The sequence below is a fragment of the Pseudogemmobacter faecipullorum genome, assembly GCF_020539525.1.
GTDB lineage: Bacteria > Pseudomonadota > Alphaproteobacteria > Rhodobacterales > Rhodobacteraceae > Pseudogemmobacter > Pseudogemmobacter faecipullorum.
The window spans coordinates 16,330-37,048 of record NZ_JACDXX010000011.1 but is presented as its reverse complement, the minus strand read 5'-3'; the positions used below and the strand labels follow the sequence as shown (position 1 = coordinate 37,048).

Below are 20,719 nucleotides of genomic sequence, written 5' to 3'. Positions count from 1 at the left end.
TAGACATGCCAGCCGTTCGGCGGCGGGTGCCAAGCCTGTGAAAGGACTGCCATGATAGGGTCTGTACTGCTGCGTCCGGCGCTTGCTGTTCTGGCGCTGATGCTGGCCCTGGGGACGGTTCAGGCCGAGGTGCGCATCAAGGATATCGCGCATTTTGAGGGGATCCGGGAAAACCAGCTGATCGGCTATGGCCTGGTCGTGGGCCTGAACGGCAGCGGCGATACGCTGAAAAACAGCCCCTTCACCCGCAAATCGATGGAGGGGATGCTGGGGCGTCTGGGCGTCGGCAATCTGACCGATGAGCAGATCAAAACCCGCAATACCGCCGCCGTCATGGTTACCGGCAATCTGCCCGGCTTTTCGCGCAGCGGTTCGACCATTGATATTGTGGTCTCCTCGCTGGGCGATGCCACCTCGCTGAAGGGCGGCACTTTGCTGGTGACGCCGCTTTCCGGCGCCGATGGCAATATCTATGCGGTGGCCCAGGGGCCGGTTGCGGTCAGCGGCTTTTCGGTGCGCGGCCAGGCCGCTTCGGTCACCGAGGGCGTGCCCACCGTGGCCCGGATCGAGAATGGCGCGATTGTCGAGCGCGAGATTGAATTCTCGCTCAATGCCATGAGCTCGGTCCGCCTTGCCCTGCGCAATCCCGATTTCACCACCGCCTCGCGCATGGCCGATGCGATCAATGAAACCGGTGACGGCCTGGCCCGGATGCTCGATCCCGGCACGGTTGAGGTCAGCGCACGCGGCAAGGTCGATATTCCGCAGCTGCTGGCGGCGATTGAAAATCTGACTCTGCTGCCCGACAGCCGCGCCAAAGTGGTGATTGACGCCAAAACCGGCACCATCGTCATGGGCTCGAATGTGCGCATTGATGAGGTGGCGATCAGCCAGGGCGGGCTGACGGTGATGGTGCGTGAAAGTGCCGAAGTGTCACAGCCAATGCCGCTGTCGATTGGCGGAACGGTCGTGGTGCCGAGCACCGATATTGCTCTGCGCCCGCGCGACAGCGGATTTTCGGTGCTCGAGGGCCAGGTGTCGCTGCAGGAACTGGTCGATGGGCTGAATGCGATTGGCATCAACACCCAGGACACGATTGCCATTCTTCAGGCGCTGAAAGCGGCCGGGGCATTGCATGCTGATCTGGAGATCATCTGATGGAGCTGCCCTCTCCCCTTCCCCTTCCCCTGCCCGGCGCCCTGGCCCAGGCACCGCAGCCCGCGCCACAACCTGCGCCACAACCTGCAGCTGAGCGCAGCGCAGCGGATGCCGCTCTGCGCGCTACGGCGAAAAAATTTGAGGCGGCGTTTCTGACGCCAATGGTCGAGGAAATGCTGCGCACCGCCGGACCTGCAACCTTTGGGGCATGTCATGCCGAAGAGATCTGGCGCAGCGTCCTGGCCGGGGCTATCGCCGGGGAAATCGCCGAAAGCGGCAGCACCGGCATTGCCGACAGCCTGGCGCGACAGATGAAGGCCTATGGCGGATGAAGATCACAGCCCCCGCTTCCCTCAGCCGTCTGGCCTCGCGTTTCCACGAGCGGCGCGCCCGGGCCGCGCTTGGCGAGCGCCCGCCGCTGACCGCCGCTGATGAGGATAATATCCTTGCCTTCACCAGGCTGGTCACCGAGCTGACCGGGCTGCTGGAGCGCGAGAACCAGGCGCTGCGCGCCCGCGATCCGCAGCAGGTGGCGGCACTTTATGAGGATAAACAGGCGCTGCTGCAGCGGCTGGAAACCCGCCAGCCGGTGATTGAGCCCTTTCTGCGCGACAGCGCCGAGGTGACCGGGCAGCTGCGCCAGCATATCCGCAGCCTCTCGGAAGCGCTGGAGCTGAATGCCGGGCTGCTGCAGGTCATGGCCGAGGCCTCGGTGACGATCCGCTCGGAAGTGGCGCGGGTGCGCGAAAGGCATTCGCTGAAAGGCATGTATGACAAATCCGGCCAGGGGGTCGAGGGGCTTGCGACCCGGCCAAAGGGCATAGATACCAACTACTGACGGCCAGACCTCCGGCAATCAGACAGTTCTGTATATCCCCGCCATATTTATTTCATGAATAACTACAAACATTAACTCAGAATTAACCGGACCGTCCATCATCCCTCATGAAAGGCCATCGTCTTTCCTTTGGCAGAAGCCGAAGATCCTGCAGAAGCATGAAAGGATGATCGGATGTCGTCGATCAATACCAATACCCAGGCAATGAATGCGCTCTCGACCCTGCGCAACGTCAATAACAACCTGTCGACCACCCAGGAACGCATCGCAACCGGCCTGAAAATCTCGTCGGGCAAAGACAATGCTGCCTACTTCTCGATCTCGGAATCGATGAAGGGCGACAGCGCGATGTATTCGGCGATCGACGAAGGCCTGACCCTGACCAAAAACTCGGTCGCAGCTGCCCGCAAAGGCGCTGAAAGCTTCCAGGCTCTGGCGCAGAAATTCACCGAGCGTATGGCCTTCTCGCAGAATGCCACCGATTCCGTCGTGGCTCCGACCCAGTCGGAACTGCAGGAACTGGTCAAGCAGATGGACACTATCATCGCGCAATCGACCTTCAACGGCGATGACCTGGTGAATGCTTCGGGCCAGATCAATCCCGGTAACCAGGCGACGATGGAAGGCACCGGCGGCACCTGGACCTTCACCGCAGGCGCAAGCAAGAACTATACCGCCGCCGAGCTGACTGTCGCTGACACCGCACGCGCCGGCGTCACCGCTTCGGCGCTGGATGGCGCTGCGGCTTCGGCCCTGACCGGTGCGGCGAAAACCGAGGCTCTGGCCTTCATCAACGCCGCCCGCACCACCGCCGGCACCGTGGCGATGACCGAAGCCGAGTTCGACACCGATACCAACCACTCCGCCGCCGACCTCGCAGCGCTGAATGCTGGCCTCACCGCCAAAGCCGGTGATGCCGCCTATAAAGCCGCTCTGGCCACCGCGGGTACCGCAGTTGAAACCAGCCGCAATGTGGTCACCGGCATCAGCCGCGCCGGCAATGGCTTTGCCACCACCGAGATCTCGATCAACCAGGTCGACCTCAAGGCGCTGGCTTCGGGCTTCAAAGCCATCGCCGATGCTGCCACCACCGGCAATATCAACGACAGCGACTTCCTCGCCAAAGCACTCTCGGCGACCAATTCGCTGCTGAACGGCTCGATCGACGCCTCGACCAAACTGGGTCAGTCGGAAAAATCGATCGAGAACCAGCAGGAATTCCTGAAAAACCTGACCGACACGCTGGACACCGGCGTTGGCGCAATGGTTGACGCCGATATGGAAGCTGAAGCGGCCCGCCTGCAGGCGCTGCAGGTGCAGCAGCAGCTGGCAACCCAGTCGCTGTCGATCGCCAATGAAGGCCCGCAGAACCTGCTGTCGCTGTTCCGCTGAACCGCGGCCTGACTGATCCGGAAAGGCCCCCTCCGGGGGGCCTTTTCACTTGCGCATCATGTATTGTCATGAATATCATTGACTATACATGATTGGAGGATGGCATGAGCATCTCCGCCTACAAACGAACCATCCGCAGCTCGGAAACCCCGCGCGAGATTGAGCGGCAGATTTTCAGCCGGATCACCGCCGCTCTGGCCAGCTCAGCCCGGAGCTATGATGAGGCCGAGGGCCCGGCTCGGATGCAGATCCTTGCCGGCACCCTGCAGCCCGCCCTGGCCGAGAATATCCGCCTCTGGTCGCTCCTGCGCCGTGACCTCAGCGCGGAGAACAACCAGCTGCCCGCCGCTTTGCGGGCGCAGCTGATCTCGCTGGCCTTGTTTGTCGAGCGCCAGACCACCGCCATTCTGCGCGGTGAGGGCAGCGTCAGCAGCCTGGTTGCGCTCAATAATGCGATGATCGGCGGCCTCGCCGGTCTGCCGCCGGAAACGGAAGCGGCCTGACATGGGGCTGCGCCTGACGCTGAAACCGGATGAGCGGGTGATTGTGAACGGTTGCATCCTGCGCAACGGCCCGCGCCGCCATGTGCTGGAGGTGGAAAACCGCGCCGATGTGCTGCGCGGCGATGAGATGCTCGACGCCGGAACCGCCACCACCCCCGCACGGCGCATCGCCTATCAGATCCAGATCGCCCTCGTCAGCCCGCCGCATCGCGCCTCTTTGCAGGCGCAGCTCGAGACCGGTCTTGCTGCCCTCGCGCTGGCCCTGCCCAGCTTCGCGCCCGCCATTGCCGCGGCAGGAACCGCCCTGGCCGGGGGCAGCTACTATGCCGCCTTCCGCGCGCTTACACCCCTATTTCCCTATGAGGACCGGCTGCTCAGCCGCGCCGCCGAGGAGAGCAGATCATGATTGCCACCTCTGGCCTCTCGGGCGCTTTTGCCCTGAAGCTGATCCATCGCAGCCGCGACAGTTTTGAGGCTGCGATCCAGCGCGATCCGGTCAACAGCCGTGAAATCACTGCCTTCCGCGAGCGGGTCGGCCAGATCACCACCGCCGAACAGCTGGTGAATGATTTCGAAGTCTATAGTTTCGTGATGAAAGCCTATGACCTCGAAAGCCATATCTTCGGCAAGGCGATGATGAAAAAGGTGCTGTCCTCGACTTCGGGCGAAAAGGGCGCGCTGATCGACAAGATGACGGACAGCCGTTTCAAAGACCTCTACCACGCGCTTGGCTTTACCGAGGGCGGCACCGCCAATAAAAACACCTCAGATCCCGAATGGGTCGAGACCATGGTCGGGCGCTATGTCGAACAAAAGCTGATCAACAGCCAGCTCGAAATGAACAGCACCGCCGGTACGGTGCTGCATGCCGAAGCGCGGGCGCCGAAACTGAGCAACTGGTATACGGTGCTGGCCGATCCAAAGCTGCAGGATTTCTTCTACACCGCCCTGAACCTGTCGGATGCGCTGAAATCCAGCGATATCGATATGCAGGCATCGATGCTGAAGAAGAAATTCGACATCACCACCCTGAACGAGCCCGGGGTGCTCGACGGGCTGATTAGCCGCTACACTGCGATTGCCGATGCCCGCACCGCCCAGCAATCGCTGAGCAGCAATCCGATCCTGCAATTGTTCAGCCCCAACCGCAGCAGCAGCGGACAGCGCGCCATTATCGGGATCAGTCTCGATGGGCTGGCAACTTTGCGCCAGCGCCGCTACTGAACACCGCTCCGCTGCCTCTGCACTGTTATCCGCCTCGCCATGCCAGGCGGGACATGCGAATATATTTCAGAGCCCCTCCTCGGGAAAAACCCGTGTTTCTATCGGTTTGGTCCGCTGCAAAGCGCCTCCTGCCATTGACCGCGCCGCAGCAATCTGCGATGCGGGCCTCCGCTTTAGCTTGAGGGCCAGATGTTGGACAAACCGCTCGATTTCGGCGAGCAGGAACTGCTTGCGCTGATCCGTCAGATCCATGCCACCAGCGGACCCATTCCGCGCAACCAGCTGACGGTTGCAGGCCGGGGCCGCGGGCTTGAGGTGGCGCGGCCGCTGGGGCGGCTGAAAATGCTGGGCCTCGTCGAGGAATATGAGCAGCGCCCCTCCTGGTGGCGCCGGCTGTTCGGGGCCGCCAGCGTGATGGTTCTGGTGCCTGGCGCCGCAGCCGGGCCTGATCTGCCCGCCGGAACCGAAATCCTGAGCGAGGCGGAAGCGCCGATGCACGGGGCTGAGGCCGACGCTGTGGCTGAGGCCCTTCAGGCGGAATTCATCGCCGCGCCCGAGTCTGAGATCCGCCAGGCTGCCGCGCCGCTCGAAACGATCGGCATCCCGGCCCCGCCAGAACAGCCGGAGCCGGCACCGGCCGACCCCCATCCCGTCGCACCACAGCAGGCCGCAGCCCCGGCCCGGCCGCGTCAGCGTTTTGCGCCGGTGCCGCCCGGCTATACCGATGAGCTCGGCGGTGCGCCGCTCGCCTATCAGCCTGCAGCCACCACCGCGCTCAGCCCGGAGCTGCTGGAGGGGCTGTGTGAGCTGCTCGGGACGCTTGGCATGGAAATGACCATGGCAGGCGAAACTCTGGTCGCCGACCGTCTGGCCCGTGGCGCCACCCCGGGCGAGGCCCTGATGCAGCTGGTGCTCTTCGCCTTCGGCCATGCGGCGCGTTTCGAAATGGCTTCGGGCAATCCGGCCAGACCGGAAGATCTGCAGGAATATGGCACTGCCGTGCTGGCCGAAATGACCCGGCTCTACGCCGCAGGGGAAATCGGTGCGGCGCAGTTTGAGCATGACCGCCAGGGCATTCTGGCTTTGTCTGACAGCAGCCAGGACCGCAGCCAGCTGGTCGCTGAGCTGTTCATGGACCCGATCGGCGGCGCGGCCCCGCCCGCCCTGCTGCCCGAAGAGCTGCGCAGCATCGAGGAAGATGAGGAGGAAGCGGGCCTGTAACGCCCGCTTCTGCAGCCCCTGCAGCCCGAAAACAGCAAAGCGCCTGCGGACCAGGCCGCAGGCGCTTTTTTAAACGCGCACTGGTTACACTATTTTTGCCTGCAGGGATCCGGGGAGGGATCCTTCAGGCCTCAGCCCCGGCTGCGAACCGAGCGGGCACCCCAGATCAGTATGCAGGCCCCGACGATCCCGGCCACGAGGTAGCCAACCCAGCCGCCGAAAGACACGCCGAGCAGACCAAACAGAAAACTGGCCACAGCGGCACCGATGATGCCGAGCACAATATTCATGAAGATGCCGGTATCCGATTTCATAAATGCCGAAGCGATCCATCCGGCGAGACCACCGATGATAATGGCTGCAATCCAGCCAACGCTCTTTTCGTCCATTGTCCCCTCCTTATACCCCCTCCCCACCGACCCGCTGCCGGTGCGAAAGCGTTGAATAAACGCGGTTTGCCGCATCGGGTTCCCGGCACAGGACCGGGCGGGTCAGATGCGGCTCTCTTGCCACATACACCGGGAACCCGTGCCGCGGCCCGGCGTTTTCGCCTCTGACGGGCAGAGGGGGATTTATGTCGGCCGAGGACAGCACGAGCTGGAGGACCGAAGCCGCCGGGCGCTTCACCTTCATCATTGATGGCGCGGATTATTTCGTGCATCTGCGCCGCGCCTTGCTGAAAGCCCGCCATTCAGTGCTGCTGATCGGCTGGGATTTCGACCCGCGCCTGTCTTTTGGCGACCAGAAGGGCGATCTGACCGCCGGGGACGGCATTGCCGATGACGCAGGCCCGGCGCGGCTTGGGGATTTCATTCTCTGGCTCTCGGACCGCAGCCCCGCGCTGGAGATCCGGCTGCTGCGCTGGGATACCGGGGCGTTTCGCTCTATGCTGCGCGGCAATTCCCTCTGGACGATCCTGCGCTGGCGCGCCCATCCGCGCATCACTTTGCGGCTGGACGGCCATCACCCTCTGGCCGGATCGCATCACCAGAAAATCGTGGTGATTGATGACCAGGTGGCCTTTTGCGGCGGTATTGATCTGACCACAAGACGCTGGGACACCCGGGCCCATAAAGATCACGACCCGCGCCGGGTCAGCCCGCGCGGCCAGCCCGAGGATCCCTGGCATGATGCGACCAGCGCCTTTGACGGGGCGGCCGCCCGGGCGCTTGGCGATCTGGCGCGCGAGCGCTGGCGCATCGCAACCGGCGAGAGCCTGGCACCGGCGCCGCCCGGCCCCGATGGCTGGCCCGAAGGTCTGGCCCCCGCCTTCACCAATATGCGGCTCTCCATCGCCCGGACCCTGCCGAAAATGCCCGATCAGGAGCCGGTATATGAGATCGAGGCCGCTTGGCTGGCGATGATCCACAGCGCGAAACGGATGATCTATGCCGAGAGCCAGTATTTCGCCTCGCGCGCGGTGGCCCGGGCCATTGCCCGGCGGCTGATCGAGCCGGATCCACCCGAAATCGTCATCACCATGCCCGTTACCGCGCATGGCTGGCTCGAGCCGCTGGCGATGGACAGCGCCCGGGCCAGGCTGGTCGGGGCGCTGCGCCGCCTCGATCATAAAAACCGGCTGCGGATTTACCATCCGGTTACCGAAGGAGGAAAGCCGATCTATGTCCATGCCAAGGTGATGATGGTCGATGATGCGATCCTGCGGGTCGGCTCGTCGAATTTCAACAACCGCTCGATGCGGCTGGACAGCGAATGCGATGTCATTCTTTCGACCCATGAGCCAGGAAATCAGCATCTGCGCAATGAGATCAGCTATCTGCGCGATGATCTGATCGCCGAACATCTGGGCGTCAGCACTGCCGAGGTGACGGCGAAACGGCGTGAGACCGGCTCGCTGATCGCCACGATTGAGGCGATACGTGATCCAGGGCGCGGCCCCGGGCGCAGCCTGGTTCCCTATCAGATCCCCGAACTTTCCGGCTTTGAAACCTGGCTGGCCGAGAATGAAATTCTCGATCCGAACGGGCCGGAAGAGATTTTCGAATCCACCGCCCGGCGGGGTCTGTTCCGGGGCTGGGAGCGGCTGAAGAACCGCCTTCCCTATCGGTGCCGCGCCGAAAAAGCCTGTAGCAGCGGCGGCAAATGAAAAGGGCGGCCCTTTGGGGGCCGCCCTTCCGGTCTCAGCGCAACTTTGGGGTCAGAGACGTTAGCTCAGACCACCCCAGATCCGGCCCTCATCGCGGTGACGGCCGCCGCGCACCGCACCCGCCATCGCAGCTGCACCGGCCACCAGAGCGGCAGCCGTCAGCAGGAAGGCCGACATAATCGCGCCTTTACGGGCGGTTTCGGCCGCAGCAATTGCCGCTTCCTCAGCCTCTTTCGCCAGACGCTCAGCCTCAGCCTTCGCCTTTGCAGCCATCTGTTCGGCCTGAGCGCGGGCGTCGATCACGGCTTTTACCGCCTCATCCACCTTCTGCTCGACTTCGGCCTGGCTCTGGCCGGTCTGCTGCGCCACGGCCGCGATCAGGAAAGCACGATCCTGATCGGAAATCTCACCGCTGCGCAGGGTATTGCCCAGCACGATACCGGTCTGCGCGGCCAGATCACCCGTATCCGCAGCCGGAGCACCCGGAGAGCTCGTGCCATCTGCCGCACGCGCGCCCTGCAGCGCCGGACGCATCAACCGGCTGTTAAGATACTCCAGCACCCCGTCATCGGCCTGTTCCGGCACCGCCGCGCCAGCCGCCTGGGCCAGACCCGATACCGCACCGCCGACCGCAGAGCCTGCACCCTGGGCGATGCCGCCCACGGCCGATCCTGCCGCCGAAGCCGCACCACTGATCGCGCCGGCCGCCATCCATGCGGTCAGCAACATGCCCAGCCCCCGGACCACGAGACCGTTGATCCCGTCCCGGGCCGCGACCTCATCCGCCGGGGCATCATCGAGGCGCCGCCGCATCCGGCCGGTTATATAGCCGCCCGCCATATAGCTGAGCACGAGGCTGATCACGATCCAGGGCGCGGTGACCACCATCCAGAGATTTACCGCACTTTCGCCCGATTCAACCGAGAGCATCGACAGGCCAAGCGCCGCGCCAAATCCGGTGCAGAGCGCGGCAATCGCCGCCGCCACAACCGCACCGCCAAAAACCGCCGCCCAGTCGATATAAGAGCCCGCCAGTTCACGCCGGGGCGCTGCGGCCGAAGTCAGGGCTTCATTGCGTTCCATTCCGGCTCTCCTCAGCGCAGACCGATGAGCGACAGAACCGCGAGAACGACGACCACGAGGCCGACGCGATAAATAATGCTGTTCATAAAACACCCCACATATTCATCTTTTCAGACGGTTGCCGGAACCATTGGGTGCAGGGGCGCAACGCCCGAAGCCATGCATCCCATGCAGGGGCAAATCACCCGGCTGCCATCTGGTTCCGGGGCTATGAACGCGGGAGGGGGCGGGCCCCGGGTCAGGCCCGGCGCCGGATATGCAAAGGCCGGGCAAGCAGGGCCCGGCACTCATGGTCTGAACAGACTGGGTCTGGCTGAGCGGATCAGCTGCGGATGCGCGCGTAATCGGCGCTGGCAATGCCAAGACGGGCCAGCGCGGCGCGCGAGGGGCGACGATGCTGCTCTGCCGCCTGGGCAACCACACGGGCGGCGGTAAATTCGGCGGCGACTTCACGCAGAAGACGAAGCAGGCGGGACATGTCACAAGACCTTTTGTTACGGTTTTACCGCCTTCAGATGGGCCTTCTCTGCCGATGCTGCAATGCGGCATGAAGAAAGCCCGCTATGCGACTGGCGCATAGCGGGGCCGGGTTGCAGCCAGAAGGGCGGGTTCAGTCCTCGTCGCCGCCAAACTGGGTCAGCACTTTGCCCCGGCCAATCGCGCGCAGGATCAGCGGCAGGATCAGGGCCAGCGCGGCAATCCCCAGCAGCGTGGCCGAGACCGGCGAGCCGACCAGCGTGCTCCAGTCACCCTGCGAGATCGACAGCGCCCGGCGCAGCTGCTGCTCGGCCATCGGGCCAAGGATCAGCCCCACCACCACCGGCGCAATCGGATAGCCGAAGAGCCGCATCAGATAGCCCATCAGCCCGAACGCCAGCAAAAGCCCCAGCTCAAAGGGCGAGGGATTGGCGCCGATAGTGCCCAAAGTCGCGAACAGCAGGATCCCGGCGTAAAGCCAGGGCCGCGGGATCGAGAGCAGCTTCACCCAAAGCCCGATCAGCGGCAGGTTCAGCACCAGCAGCATCAGATTGGCAATCAGCAGCGAGGCGATCAGCGACCAGACAAGGCCCGGATTGGTGGCGAAAAGCAGCGGCCCGGGCTGCAGGCCAAACTGCTGGAAACCCGCCAGCATGATCGCCGCCGTCGCTGTGGTGGGCAGGCCAAGGGTCAGCAGCGGCACCAGGGTGCCTGCCGCGGCGGCATTATTCGCCGCCTCGGGCCCGGCCACCCCCTCAATCGCGCCATGGCCGAATTCTTCCTTGCCCGGCGATTTCGCCATTTTCCGCTCGGCCGAATAGGACAGGAAAGAGGCAATATCCGCCCCTCCCGCCGGCATAGAGCCGATCGGGAAGCCGATTGCCGTGCCGCGCAGCCAGGGCAGCCAGCTGCGCTTCCAGTCGGATTTCGTCATCCAGACCGAGCCTTTGACCGCGATCACCTCATCATCGCCGCTGTCGCGGCTGCCGGCAATCGCCAAAGCCTCGCCCACGGCAAACATCGCCACCGCCAGGGTGGTGACCTCAATACCGTCGAGCAGATCCGGCACCCCCCAGGAGAGCCGCGCCTGGCCGGTCAGCTGATCGATGCCGATACAGGCCAGAGCCAGGCCGATGAACAGCGAGGTCAGGCCGCGCAGCGAGGATTCGCCAAAGGCGGCCGAGACGGTGACGAAAGCCAGCACCATCAGCGCGAAATAATCGCGCGGTCCAAAGACCAGCGCCAGCTTCACCACATGCGGCGCGAGGAAGGCCAGCAGCAGCGTGGCAATCGCCCCGGCAATGAACGAGCCGATCGCCGCCGTGGCCAGTGCCGGACCGCCCCGGCCTTTGCGGGCCATCTTATTGCCCTCAAGCGCGGTGACGATAGAGGCGCTCTCGCCGGGCGTATTCAGCAGGATCGAGGTGGTCGAGCCGCCATACATGCCACCGTAATAAATCCCGGCAAACATGATCAGCGAGCCTGCCGGATCAAGCCCATAGGTCACCGGCAGCAAAAGCGCCACGGTCAGCGCCGGGCCAATGCCGGGCAGAACCCCGACCGCCGTGCCAAGGGTGACACCGATCAGCGCATAGAGCAGCAGCATCGGGTCCATGGCCGCGCCAAGACCCTGGATCAGAAAATCAAAGGAACTCATCACCGGCCCTCATTTCACGCCGGGGAAGAACAGATGCTCAATCAGCCCGGCGGGCAGGCTGAGCCGCAGGCCGATGGCAAAGACCAGCCAGACGAGGAAGGAAAAGACGATCCCGACCGGGACCGACAGCCCGAGATTGCGCTTGCCAAAGGCCCGGGCGGTACAGGCGAACATCACCCCGGTGGCAATCGAAAAGCCAAGGGTTTTCAGGGCCATCAGCTGAAAGGCCAGGCCGGCGACGATCCAGAGCAAAGGCGGCAGATCCTGGCGCGGGCGTTCGGGAAAGCGGCCACGCAGCGCATCGGCCAGGGTCCAGAGCGCCAGCAGAACCAGCGCCGCACCGATCATGCGCGGCGCCGAGGCCGGTCCGACCCCCGAATAGCCGCCGCTGACATCGGCCAGACGTGCCGCATCCCAGAGCAGCACGCCGCCAGCCGCCGCAAGACTGGCGGCGATGGCCAGCGCCGCCCGGTCCGGGCGGCGCGGCTGAGAATGCGGCTGAACGGGGGTCTCGCCGCTCATTTTACAAGACCGATATCTTTGAGCACCGCCTCGGTCGCAGCAATATCCTCGGCCAGCTGTGCATCAAATTCGGCGCCGCTCAGATAGGTATCGACCCAGCCTTTGGCAGTCAGCTGATCCTGCCAGCCTTTCGATTTCGCCAGCTTTTCGATATCGGCTGTGACTTTCGCCTTCTGCTCCTCGCTCAGGCCCGGGGCCGCCGCCACCATGCGCCAGTTCTGCAGCACCACATCGAGACCGGCTTCTTTCAGCGTCGGCGCATCAACGCCGGGCAGGCGCTCTTCCGAGGAAACCGCCAGCAGACGCAGGGTTCCGGCCTCAACCTGGGCCTGGAATTCACCCAGCGAGGAAACCCCCGCCGTCACCTGCGAGCCAAGGATCGCCGCCAGAGCCTCGCCGCCGCCCGAGAAGGCAATATAGTTGATTTTGGTCGGATCCACGCCCGCCGCCTTAGCGATCAGCCCGACGGCAATATGGTCGGTTCCGCCCGCCGAGCCGCCCGCCCAGGAGACCGCGCCCGGATCGGCCTTCAGCGCCTCGGCCAGATCGCCAATGGTCTGGATCGGTGACGAGGCCGGAACCACAATCGCCTCATATTCGCCGGTCAGGCGGGCAATCGGCGTCACATCCGCGAGGCTGACCGGCGCATTATTGGTCAGGATCGCGCCCACCATCACATAGCCGCCAACGATCAGCGCATCGGCATTGCCGCTGTTCTGGCTGGCAAACTGAGCGAGGCCGATGGTGCCACCCGCGCCGGGCACATTGACCACCTGGACCGAAGGCGAGATCCCCTCGGCCTGCATCACCTCCTGCATGGTGCGCGCGGTCTGGTCCCAGCCCCCGCCCGGATTGGCCGGGGCGATAAGGGTGTAATCCGCCAGCGCGGGCAGCGACATGGCGCCAAGCAGCAGTGCTCCGACTGCGAAATGTTTCATAGCTTCCTCCCCGGTGTCCGGATCCGCCACTGGCGCCCGGAACTTCCATGCAAAACTGGTCGCGAAACGGGGCAGGCCTCTCCCAGGACAAGCCCCATGCCCGGCCCCTCCACAGGCCCGGCATCTGCCAGCATCATGCACAAAAGACTGTCATGAACCTGACATGCGGGACAAAAATACGGATCAGCCCCGGATCAGGGCGCGGCCGGGCGCAGGGCCTGCTGCCAGCGCGCGATCAGCCGGCTCCGGTTCGCCTGATCCAGATAGGCCAGCATCCCCGGCCCGACCGGCACCGGCTTCAGCCGCAGGCCGCTCAGATCGGCCAGCGCGCCACTCGGGCTTTCCCCCGCCGCCACCTCCAGCCCGACCGCAGGCAGGCGCAGATGGCGCGACAGCTCGCTCTGGCCCTCGGGCGACATCAGCCAGTCGAGGAGCAGCGCCCCGAGCTCAGGCCTGGCAGCCGCGCGCGGCACCAGCGCCACCCGCGACACCACCACGGTAAAATCCTGCGGCAGGGTCATGCCGATCTGCCCCGGATTTTGCCGCACGGCTTCGGCCACATAAGAGCCAAGCAGATTATACCCCACCGCAATCTCGCCGGTGGCGATCCGCGCCAGCAGCTCCTGCGAGGTCGGATATTGCTGCACCCCCGATTGCCCCATCGCCGCCATCACCTGCCAGATGCCGGGAAACAGATCCTGATCGCGGGCCAGAAACAGATAGCCCACGCCCGAGCGGGCAATATCATAGGTGCCGATCCGGCCCCTCGCCGCTGCAGGCGCATCCTCGAGCCAGGCCAGCAGATCCGCGCGGGTGGCCGGCGGCGGATGATCGGCGAAACTTGGCACATGCCAGGCAAAAACCGCAGGCTCATAGGTCAGCGCATAGGCGGTCTCGCGCCACATCGCCCAGCCCGGCCAGTCCCCGGTCGCCGCCGTGACCACCCGCTGGGCATAGCCGTCATTGACCAGCTTGACCTGCAGATCCATGGCCGAAGAGAAAACCAGATCCGCCGTCACACCGGCATTATCGGTCTCGCGCAGGATACGCTCATGCATTTCGCCGGTCAGCAGATCCTCATAGCGGATCGCAATCCCCGGATAGCGCGCCTGAAAAGCCGCAAGCAGCGGATGCGCCAGCCTGGTATCGAGCGAAGAATAGATCACAATCTCGCCCGATACCCCGCTCTCATCCCCGGCACCGGGCCCGGGGGCGGGCAGAAAGCTGATCTCAGCCCGCGCCGCAGGCGGGGTCAGCAGCAGCGCAAACAGGAAAGGCAAAACCCGGATCATCGCCGCAGACTGCCGCATCCCCCTGCCCTGCCGCAAGCCTGGATCGCCCGTGATCGCCGCTTCACAAGCGCGAAGCGGACCGTTAGCCTCAGCCTCCCGCCCTCTGTCCCCGGGAGAAGACGATGCGCATCCTGCTGGTCGAAGATGATCAGGCCCTGGCCGGTTCGCTGCTGCGGCTGCTGCGCCAGTCCGGCTATGCGGTGGATCTGGTGCATGACGGCGCTTCGGCCGAGGCGCTGGCGGCGGCGGAGAGTTTTGAGCTGGTGATCCTCGATCTGAACCTGCCAGGCATGGACGGGCTGGCGGTGCTGCGTGCCATGCGCTCGCGCCGCAACAGCGCGGCGGTGATGATCCTGACCGCGCGCGGCGCGCCCGAGGACCGGGTGCGCGGCCTTGATCTCGGCGCCGATGACTATCTCATCAAGCCCTTTGACATTGGCGAGTTTGAGGCAAGGGTGCGCTCGCTTTTACGCCGTCAGGCCGGGCTCAAAAGCGCTTCCGTCAGCTTTGACAGCCTGACCCTCGATCTCAACAGCCGCAGCTTTACCCTTGCTGATCAGCCGCTTGACCTGCCCGCGCGGGAGCGTGATCTGCTGGAACTGCTGATCGTCAAAGCCGGAAAAGTGGTGGCGCGTGAGACCATCGTGCAATCGCTGACCAGCCTTGAGGATGAGCTCTCGCCCAATGCGATCGAGCAATATGTCTCGCGGCTGCGCAAGCGGCTCGCCCCGGCCGGGCTGGGGCTGCGCACCGCGCGCGGCATCGGCTATTATCTTGACCGCGCTCAGCCCGGGGCGCTGAGCGATGCCGGCTGAGCGCCGACGCCGGGTCTGGTCGCTGCGCCGACGGCTGCTGGCCTGGCTGCTGGTCGCCACCGGGGTGATGGGCACAGCGGCGCTGATCGATACCTGGATCGAGGCGCGGCGCACCGCCGATCAGCTGGCCGACCGGGTGCTGGCAGGCTCGGCTTTGGTGATCGCCGAACGCGCCTCGCTCTCGGATCAGGGCCTGCTCGATGTCGCCGTGCCCTATGGCGCGCTGGAGATGCTGTCCTCTGCCGCCCAGGACCGGGTTTTTTACCGCGTCGATACCCCCGACAGCAGGGGGCGGCTGGTCACCGGTTACGGCGATCTGCCGGTGGCCGGGGCCCGGCCTGGCGGCCCGCCGGTCTTTCTCGATGCGCTTTTTCGCGGCGTGCCGGTGCGCATCGCCAGCCTGTCGCGCGCGGTCTCGACCGGCATTGATGAAGTGCCCTTCACTGTCACCATGGCCGAGACCACCCTGGCCCGCGAGGCGCTGAGCCGCGATATCCTGCTGCGCTCGGCCCTGCGCCTTGCCGGGATGATCCTCGGCGCGGCGGGCATTGTCTGGATCGCCGTCACTCTGTCGCTGCGCCCGCTGGCCCGGCTGAGCGAGGCGATTGAGGCGCGCAATCCCGGCGATCTGCGCCCGCTCGATACCCGCGTCCCGGCCGAGGTCCAGGCGCCGATGCGGGCGGTGAATGCGCTGATGCGGCGGCTGGAGGCGGCGCTGGAGGGGTTGCGCAATTTCACCGGCAATGCGGCGCATCAGCTGCGCACGCCGATGACGGTGATCCGCACCGAACTGGCGCTGGTGGCCCGGGCCGGGGATCCGCAGCGCGCCAGGGCGGCGCTGGCCCGGGCCGAGAGCGCGCTGACCCGGGCCGAGCGGGTGCTGGCGCAGCTGCTGGCGCTGGCCCGGGTCGATGCCGATGCCGCCCAGGGCATGACGCCGGACCGGTTCAGCCCGCTCGATCTGACGCCGCTGCTGCGCGATCTGACGGCAGAGCATATTCCCGCCGCCGCCGAGGCCGGGGTCGATCTGGGCTTTGAGCCGGGCGACAGCTCCACAGTGATGCTGGCCCGGGCCGAGCCGATGCTGCTGCAGGAGGCGGTGCATAACCTGATCTCAAACGCCGTGCTCTATGGCGGCAGCGGTGCCGTCGTCACCCTGCGACTGGCGCGCCGCAACGCGCCGGGCGGCGCCGAGATCCTCATCGAGGTGGAGGATGACGGCCCCGGCATCGCCGCCCCTGATCAGGCGGCGGTGCTGTCGCGCTTTCGCCGCGGCCGCGGCGCAGAGCAGCCGCATGGCATGGGGCTCGGCCTGCCGGTGGTGCGCGAAATCGCCGGTCTGTTCGGCGGCCGCCTTGAACTGCTCCATCCCGGGGCGCCGGGCCGGGGGCTGCGCGCCCGCATCATCCTGCCCGCCATTGCGCCGCCCGAGGGCCCGGGCCGCGCCTAACGGCCGCTGGCCGTCAGCATCGCCCCGAACGTGCGCAGGATGATCTGCAGATCCAGCCGGGCCGAGCAGTTGCGCACATAGCGCAGATCCAGCGCCACCCGCGCATCATAGCTCAGCCCGCTGCGACCACTGACCTGCCAGAGCCCGGTCAGCCCGGGCCGCATGCCCTGGCACAAAGCCAGCTCGGCGCCGTAAAACCGGGTTTCGGCGCGGGTGACCGGCCGGGGGCCGACACAGCTCATATCGCCGCGCAGAATATTGAAAATCTGCGGCAGCTCATCGAGGCTGCTGCGCCGCAGAATCAGACCAATGCCGGTGATCCTCGGGTCATGTTCCAGCTTAAAGCCCCGCTCCCATTCCTGCTGCGCTGCCGGATGGTCGCGCAGATACCGCGCCAGCTGTGCATCAGCATCACGCACCATGCTGCGCAGCTTCCAGCAGCGAAACGCCCGCCCTCCCCGGCCAAGGCGCCAGTGGCCGTAAAACGGCGCCCCGCCCTGCAAAGCGATCAGCAGGGCAAAAAAGGCGATCAGCGGCAGCGCAACCGGCAGCGAGGCCGTCACCAGCAAGAGATCAAGGCCGCGCTTGCCGCCGCGCTGGTAAAAACCTGTCTCCTGCCGCAAGGGGGCGGGCGCGGCCTGTGCCCGCCCTGGCAGCTTTATTCCACCGGCAACCTGTTTCATGGCGCAACCCTGCAGAGCCCCGCTTTGCCAGGGGCAGAGCGCGGGGGGATGGTGAGCGGGATGTGAATAGGGCGGGCGCGTTAAAATTGGATTAAACCCGCCAGGGCCGGAAACCACTGCCCCGGGCCGCTGCGTGATTATCGCCCCTTCCTGAAACAGTGACCGGCGCGCCCGCACGCCTGCCCAAACCCGGTTAACGCAAAATTAATCAGTTCTGCATCACTCTGCCCAGGGTCAGAGCCTGTTTTCGCTGCAGCTCTTCCCTGTCCGGTTAAGGTGGATTTCATGCGTTTCGCTGCCTTTTCTGCCGCCCTCTCGGTGATCTGTCTTACCGCGCCGCTGCAGGCCGAGCCGCGCCTCAGCCGCGAGGAGCTGATCCTCTATGCCAGCAACCACAGCCTTTGCGGTGAGCTGGCGGTGCTCGATGCCACCCGGCGCGCCGATGGGAAAATCGCGATCAGCTGCGGCCCCGCGACCGGCTTTGTTCCCGCTTTCGGGGCCATCGCGCTCAGCGGCGGCATTGCCGTGGCGGCGGCGGGTCTCGCCCTCGCGGCCAGCGCCGGTGGCGGCGGGGGCACCACCCCCTCGACCACCGCCGACTAGCCGATGCAACGCGGCAGGCCAGGGCTCTGCCTGCTGACGGCCTGGGGCCTCGGGCTCGCCATGGGCAGCGGCCAGAGCGGCGCGCAGATGGCTGATCCGCCGCAGCTGTCGCATTATGGCCTCGCCGGACATATCGAGATGCCTGCGGCCTCTGCTCTGCCTGATGGCTGGTTCGGCCTGTCGCTGCTGCAATATGGCCCGGATGTGCGGCGCGGCACCCTGGCCTTTCAGCTGACGCCGCGCCTGACCGGCGCCTTCCGCTACTCATGGCTGCGCGATTTCGATCTCGCGGCCGGCGGGGCCTCACTCTATGACCGCAGCTTTGATCTGCAGTATCTGCTGGCAGCCGAGGACGAGGCGGGCTGGCGTCCGGCGCTGGCGATCGGGCTGCGCGATCTGGGCGGCACCGGCGATTTCGGCGCGGAATATCTGGTCGCCTCGCGGCATTTCGGCCCCGATTTGCTGGCCAGCCTCGGCATCGGCTGGGGCAGGCTCGGCAGCTATCACGGCTTTCGCAATCCGCTCGCCGGGCTCTCCGGCCGGCTGGCGCGGCGGCCCGGTCGCCAGGGCCCCGAAGATACCGGCAAGATCGGCTTTGAGCGGTTTTTCCGTGGCGATGCCGCGCTGTTTTTCGGCCTCGACTGGCAGGCCAGTGACCGGCTGCGACTGAGCGCGGAATATTCCTCGGATGCCATGGCCGAGGAAGAGGCGGTGCTCGGATATCGCCATCGCTCGCCGCTCAGCCTGCGCGCCTCCTACCGGATTGGTGCCAATGCCATGCTCAGCCTTGCGCTGGTCAATGGCTCTGAAATGGCGCTGAGCTACAGTCAGCTGATCAACCCGCGCCAGCCCGCCCTGCCCTCGGGCCGCGAGCCTGCCCCCCCGGCGGTCGGCCCCGGGCGCGGCGATCCTGATCCCGCCCGGCTGGCGGCGGAGCTGCGCGATCAGGGCCTGCGCCTTGAGGGGCTGAGCCTGCAGGGCGAAACCGCCACACTTGCGCTGTCGAACCGGCTCTGGCCCGGCCTGCCCCAGGGCTGGGGCCGGGCGCTGCGGCTGGCCAGTGCCGGACTGCCGGGCCAGACAAAGGCGATCCGCCTCGTCCACAGCGAAAAAGGCATGCCACTGCAGCAGGTTACTTTCCGCCGCGCCGATCTCGAGGCGCTGGAATTTGCCCCCGACGGGGCCTGGCAGGCCTGGGTGCGGGCCGATATCAGGGACGCGGCCCGGCCCGGCCCGCTGCCGCCCTTTCAGCCGCAGATCAGCTACGGGCTGCGCCCCTGGCTCGCCACCGCCGCTTTCGACCCCGATAATCCGCTGCGCCTTGACCTCGGGGCCGAGCTTTACGCCGACTGGTCGCCCTGGCGCGGGCTGCATTTTTCCGGCGCATTGCGGCAAAAGCTGATCGGCAATATCGACAGCGCCCGCCGCGTCTCAGATTCGGTCCTGCCGCATGTGCGCTCAGATTATGCCGAATATGCCCGCGCCAGCGATCTGCAGATCCCCTGGGCCAGTGTTGATTATTTCTTCCGCCCCGCCCCGGATTTTTATGCCCGCAGCAGTTTTGGCCTGTTTGAGCCGATGTTCGGCGGGCTCTCGGCCGAGCTGCTCTGGGCCCCGGCCGGGCGCCGCTTCGCACTCGGGGCCGAGCTGAACCGGGTCTGGCAGCGCGATTTCGATGGCAGAGGCTTTCAGGATTACGCTGTGACCACCGGCCATCTCTCGGCCTATCTGCAGCTGCCGCCGGGTTATGAGCTGCAGCTTGATGCCGGGCGCTATCTGGCCGGAGATCACGGCGCGACCCTGACCCTGACCCGGCGCTTTGAAAATGGCCTGGCGCTGGCGCTTTTCGCCACGCTGACCGATGCCGGGACCAGGGATTTCGGCGAGGGCGCGTTTGACAAAGGCATTCAGCTGACCCTGCCGCTGCCCTGGCTCACCGGCACGCCCAGCCTTACCGAGGCCAGGCTGACCCTGCGCCCGGTGCAGCGCGATGGCGGGGCCCGGCTGGATCTGCGCAACCGCCTCTATGCCCTGACCCGCCCGGCAAGGGCTGCGGCGGCCGGTGAGGGCTGGGGAGGGTTCTGGCGATGAGGCTGATCTTCGCCCTCAGCCTGCTGCTTGCCGCCTGCAGCCAGGGCCAGCCCGCCACAGTGCAAAGCGCGCTGGCCTTTGCTGCCGGTGAGGCGGCCCCTGCCCTCGCCGCCCTGCAGCAGCCGGCGGAAATGCAGGCGCTGATCGCCGCCGATGCGCCGCGGCTGATCCTGCGCCTGCCCGCGCATCAGCGCGCCAGCACCCTGCTCCTCGCCGGAGAGCGCGCCGGGGTGAAACGCTGGCGCAGTGCCGATAATGTGCAGATCTACACCCGGGAGGGTCTGGTGATCGGCACCAGGGGCTTTGGCTTTGACCTGATGACCACCAGCACCAGCACCAGCCCCGAGGCGGCAGCCGCCATTACCGCCGCCCTGCCCGGCCAGCTGACCCGGCTCCACCGCCTGCCCGATGGCAGCGGCGCCCTGCAGCTGCAGGGCTGGATCTGCGATATCCTGCCGCGCGGCAGCGAAACCATCCGCCTCTCAGAGCATCGCAGCGCCGCCACTTTGCGGGTCGAAGAACGCTGCCACGGCCCCGATGGCGGGTTCAGCAATCACTACTGGCTGCGCGGCGGAAAAATTGTGCAGAGCTGGCAGCAGATCTCGGCCCGCTCACGCCTTGGGCAGCTGCAGCTGCTCTTCCTCACTGAAACAGAGGAGATATAG

At 65.7% G+C, this 20,719-nt stretch carries 22 protein-coding genes; 14 read left to right on the top strand and 8 right to left on the bottom strand.

What is annotated here, in order from left to right:
* Positions 1-51: 51 nt before the first annotated feature.
* The 8 genes from H0485_RS12675 to H0485_RS12640 all read left to right on the top strand — a co-directional run bounded on the left by H0485_RS12675 (position 52) and on the right by H0485_RS12640 (position 6,336).
* Positions 52-1,158 (top strand): flagellar basal body P-ring protein FlgI, encoded by a 1,107-nt coding sequence (locus tag H0485_RS12675; protein ID WP_226936099.1) that lies wholly within the window; start codon positions 52-54, stop codon positions 1,156-1,158.
* Positions 1,158-1,490, top strand: a complete 333-nt coding sequence (locus tag H0485_RS12670) for a rod-binding protein (RefSeq protein ID WP_226936097.1) — start codon at positions 1,158-1,160, stop codon at positions 1,488-1,490. The genes H0485_RS12675 and H0485_RS12670 overlap by 1 nt, the downstream gene beginning before the upstream one ends.
* The gene (locus H0485_RS12665) at positions 1,487-1,996 is read left to right on the top strand and encodes a flagellar protein FlgN (protein WP_226936095.1); all 510 of its coding nucleotides are present in this window, start codon (positions 1,487-1,489) and stop codon (positions 1,994-1,996) included. Before H0485_RS12670 ends, H0485_RS12665 begins: the two co-directional genes overlap by 4 nt.
* Positions 1,997-2,170: 174 nt before the next feature.
* The gene (locus H0485_RS12660) at positions 2,171-3,388 is read left to right on the top strand and encodes a flagellin N-terminal helical domain-containing protein (protein WP_226936093.1); all 1,218 of its coding nucleotides are present in this window, start codon (positions 2,171-2,173) and stop codon (positions 3,386-3,388) included.
* A 104-nt stretch (positions 3,389-3,492) separates the two neighbouring features.
* Complete coding sequence (locus tag H0485_RS12655) at positions 3,493-3,891, top strand: flagellar biosynthesis regulator FlaF (protein WP_226936091.1); 399 nt, start codon at positions 3,493-3,495, stop codon at positions 3,889-3,891.
* 1 nt (position 3,892) lies between these two features.
* The gene (locus tag H0485_RS12650) at positions 3,893-4,297 is read left to right on the top strand and encodes a flagellar biosynthesis repressor FlbT (protein ID WP_226936089.1); all 405 of its coding nucleotides are present in this window, start codon (positions 3,893-3,895) and stop codon (positions 4,295-4,297) included.
* Positions 4,294-5,115: a DUF1217 domain-containing protein gene (locus H0485_RS12645; RefSeq protein ID WP_226936087.1), complete on the top strand. Its 822-nt coding sequence runs from the start codon at positions 4,294-4,296 to the stop codon at positions 5,113-5,115. The genes H0485_RS12650 and H0485_RS12645 overlap by 4 nt, the downstream gene beginning before the upstream one ends.
* Positions 5,116-5,304: 189 nt before the next feature.
* Positions 5,305-6,336: a hypothetical protein gene (locus H0485_RS12640; protein ID WP_226936085.1), complete on the top strand. Its 1,032-nt coding sequence runs from the start codon at positions 5,305-5,307 to the stop codon at positions 6,334-6,336.
* Positions 6,337-6,467: 131 nt separating this feature from the next.
* Here the strand turns inward: H0485_RS12640 and H0485_RS12635 are convergent, their stop codons facing one another.
* The gene (locus tag H0485_RS12635; RefSeq protein WP_226936083.1) at positions 6,468-6,725 is read right to left on the bottom strand and encodes a GlsB/YeaQ/YmgE family stress response membrane protein; all 258 of its coding nucleotides are present in this window, start codon (positions 6,723-6,725) and stop codon (positions 6,468-6,470) included.
* Positions 6,726-6,910: 185 nt separating this feature from the next.
* On the opposite strand from H0485_RS12635, the gene H0485_RS12630 reads away from it, so the two are divergent.
* Positions 6,911-8,443: a phospholipase D-like domain-containing protein gene (locus tag H0485_RS12630; protein WP_226936082.1), complete on the top strand. Its 1,533-nt coding sequence runs from the start codon at positions 6,911-6,913 to the stop codon at positions 8,441-8,443.
* Between the two features lie 60 nt (positions 8,444-8,503).
* Here H0485_RS12630 and H0485_RS12625 read toward each other — a convergent pair whose 3' ends face one another.
* From H0485_RS12625 to H0485_RS12600, 6 genes are all read right to left on the bottom strand, one after another.
* Positions 8,504-9,526 carry a hypothetical protein gene (locus tag H0485_RS12625; RefSeq protein ID WP_226936080.1) on the bottom strand — a complete coding sequence of 341 codons (1,023 nt, stop codon included), beginning with the start codon at positions 9,524-9,526 and terminating at the stop codon, positions 8,504-8,506.
* 322 nt (positions 9,527-9,848) lie between these two features.
* Complete coding sequence (locus tag H0485_RS12620) at positions 9,849-10,004, bottom strand: hypothetical protein (protein WP_226936079.1); 156 nt, start codon at positions 10,002-10,004, stop codon at positions 9,849-9,851.
* Between the two features lie 132 nt (positions 10,005-10,136).
* Complete coding sequence (locus H0485_RS12615) at positions 10,137-11,660, bottom strand: tripartite tricarboxylate transporter permease (RefSeq protein WP_226936077.1); 1,524 nt, start codon at positions 11,658-11,660, stop codon at positions 10,137-10,139.
* 9 nt (positions 11,661-11,669) lie between these two features.
* The gene (locus H0485_RS12610) at positions 11,670-12,182 is read right to left on the bottom strand and encodes a tripartite tricarboxylate transporter TctB family protein (RefSeq protein ID WP_226936075.1); all 513 of its coding nucleotides are present in this window, start codon (positions 12,180-12,182) and stop codon (positions 11,670-11,672) included.
* On the bottom strand, positions 12,179-13,120 hold the full coding sequence (locus H0485_RS12605; RefSeq protein ID WP_226936073.1) for a Bug family tripartite tricarboxylate transporter substrate binding protein: 942 nt from the start codon (positions 13,118-13,120) through the stop codon (positions 12,179-12,181). The genes H0485_RS12610 and H0485_RS12605 overlap by 4 nt, the downstream gene beginning before the upstream one ends.
* Positions 13,121-13,314: 194 nt before the next feature.
* On the bottom strand, positions 13,315-14,430 hold the full coding sequence (locus tag H0485_RS12600) for an ABC transporter substrate-binding protein (protein ID WP_226936071.1): 1,116 nt from the start codon (positions 14,428-14,430) through the stop codon (positions 13,315-13,317).
* Between the two features lie 104 nt (positions 14,431-14,534).
* Between H0485_RS12600 and H0485_RS12595 the strand changes: the two genes are divergently transcribed.
* Both H0485_RS12595 and H0485_RS12590 read left to right on the top strand, forming a co-directional pair.
* A complete protein-coding gene (locus H0485_RS12595; protein WP_226936069.1) occupies positions 14,535-15,227 on the top strand; it encodes a response regulator in 693 nt (230 codons plus the stop codon).
* On the top strand, positions 15,217-16,677 hold the full coding sequence (locus H0485_RS12590) for a sensor histidine kinase (RefSeq protein ID WP_226936067.1): 1,461 nt from the start codon (positions 15,217-15,219) through the stop codon (positions 16,675-16,677). Before H0485_RS12595 ends, H0485_RS12590 begins: the two co-directional genes overlap by 11 nt.
* On the opposite strand, the gene H0485_RS12585 is transcribed toward H0485_RS12590, so the two are convergent.
* Positions 16,674-17,360, bottom strand: a complete 687-nt coding sequence (locus H0485_RS12585; RefSeq protein ID WP_226936065.1) for a sugar transferase — start codon at positions 17,358-17,360, stop codon at positions 16,674-16,676. The genes H0485_RS12590 and H0485_RS12585 overlap by 4 nt on opposite strands.
* A 285-nt stretch (positions 17,361-17,645) precedes the next feature.
* Between H0485_RS12585 and H0485_RS12580 the strand changes: the two genes are divergently transcribed.
* Genes H0485_RS12580 through H0485_RS12570 form a run of 3 tightly spaced genes read left to right on the top strand, consistent with a single transcriptional unit; the run spans position 17,646 to position 20,719 of the window.
* Positions 17,646-17,963 (top strand): hypothetical protein, encoded by a 318-nt coding sequence (locus H0485_RS12580; protein WP_226936063.1) that lies wholly within the window; start codon positions 17,646-17,648, stop codon positions 17,961-17,963.
* A gap of 3 nt (positions 17,964-17,966) precedes the next feature.
* On the top strand, positions 17,967-20,054 hold the full coding sequence (locus H0485_RS12575) for a YjbH domain-containing protein (RefSeq protein WP_226936061.1): 2,088 nt from the start codon (positions 17,967-17,969) through the stop codon (positions 20,052-20,054).
* Positions 20,051-20,719: a YjbF family lipoprotein gene (locus H0485_RS12570; protein WP_226936059.1), complete on the top strand. Its 669-nt coding sequence runs from the start codon at positions 20,051-20,053 to the stop codon at positions 20,717-20,719. Before H0485_RS12575 ends, H0485_RS12570 begins: the two co-directional genes overlap by 4 nt.

Bases quoted from the DNA above. Each gene is read 5' to 3' on its own strand.
- H0485_RS12655 (WP_226936091.1), top strand. From the start codon at position 3,493: ATGAGCATCTCCGCCTACAAACGAACCATCCGCAGCTCGGAAACCCCG.
- H0485_RS12665 (WP_226936095.1), top strand. From the start codon at position 1,487: ATGAAGATCACAGCCCCCGCTTCCCTCAGCCGTCTGGCCTCGCGTTTC.
- H0485_RS12670 (WP_226936097.1), top strand. From the start codon at position 1,158: ATGGAGCTGCCCTCTCCCCTTCCCCTTCCCCTGCCCGGCGCCCTGGCC.
- H0485_RS12660 (WP_226936093.1), top strand. From the start codon at position 2,171: ATGTCGTCGATCAATACCAATACCCAGGCAATGAATGCGCTCTCGACC.
- H0485_RS12625 (WP_226936080.1), bottom strand. From the start codon at position 9,526: ATGGAACGCAATGAAGCCCTGACTTCGGCCGCAGCGCCCCGGCGTGAA.
- H0485_RS12615 (WP_226936077.1), bottom strand. From the start codon at position 11,660: ATGAGTTCCTTTGATTTTCTGATCCAGGGTCTTGGCGCGGCCATGGAC.
- H0485_RS12620 (WP_226936079.1), bottom strand. From the start codon at position 10,004: ATGTCCCGCCTGCTTCGTCTTCTGCGTGAAGTCGCCGCCGAATTTACC.
- H0485_RS12630 (WP_226936082.1), top strand. From the start codon at position 6,911: ATGTCGGCCGAGGACAGCACGAGCTGGAGGACCGAAGCCGCCGGGCGC.
- H0485_RS12590 (WP_226936067.1), top strand. From the start codon at position 15,217: ATGCCGGCTGAGCGCCGACGCCGGGTCTGGTCGCTGCGCCGACGGCTG.
- H0485_RS12645 (WP_226936087.1), top strand. From the start codon at position 4,294: ATGATTGCCACCTCTGGCCTCTCGGGCGCTTTTGCCCTGAAGCTGATC.
- H0485_RS12595 (WP_226936069.1), top strand. From the start codon at position 14,535: ATGCGCATCCTGCTGGTCGAAGATGATCAGGCCCTGGCCGGTTCGCTG.
- H0485_RS12575 (WP_226936061.1), top strand. From the start codon at position 17,967: ATGCAACGCGGCAGGCCAGGGCTCTGCCTGCTGACGGCCTGGGGCCTC.
- H0485_RS12580 (WP_226936063.1), top strand. From the start codon at position 17,646: ATGCGTTTCGCTGCCTTTTCTGCCGCCCTCTCGGTGATCTGTCTTACC.
- H0485_RS12585 (WP_226936065.1), bottom strand. From the start codon at position 17,360: ATGAAACAGGTTGCCGGTGGAATAAAGCTGCCAGGGCGGGCACAGGCC.
- H0485_RS12635 (WP_226936083.1), bottom strand. From the start codon at position 6,725: ATGGACGAAAAGAGCGTTGGCTGGATTGCAGCCATTATCATCGGTGGT.
- H0485_RS12675 (WP_226936099.1), top strand. From the start codon at position 52: ATGATAGGGTCTGTACTGCTGCGTCCGGCGCTTGCTGTTCTGGCGCTG.
- H0485_RS12640 (WP_226936085.1), top strand. From the start codon at position 5,305: ATGTTGGACAAACCGCTCGATTTCGGCGAGCAGGAACTGCTTGCGCTG.
- H0485_RS12570 (WP_226936059.1), top strand. From the start codon at position 20,051: ATGAGGCTGATCTTCGCCCTCAGCCTGCTGCTTGCCGCCTGCAGCCAG.
- H0485_RS12600 (WP_226936071.1), bottom strand. From the start codon at position 14,430: ATGCGGCAGTCTGCGGCGATGATCCGGGTTTTGCCTTTCCTGTTTGCG.
- H0485_RS12610 (WP_226936075.1), bottom strand. From the start codon at position 12,182: ATGAGCGGCGAGACCCCCGTTCAGCCGCATTCTCAGCCGCGCCGCCCG.
- H0485_RS12605 (WP_226936073.1), bottom strand. From the start codon at position 13,120: ATGAAACATTTCGCAGTCGGAGCACTGCTGCTTGGCGCCATGTCGCTG.
- H0485_RS12650 (WP_226936089.1), top strand. From the start codon at position 3,893: ATGGGGCTGCGCCTGACGCTGAAACCGGATGAGCGGGTGATTGTGAAC.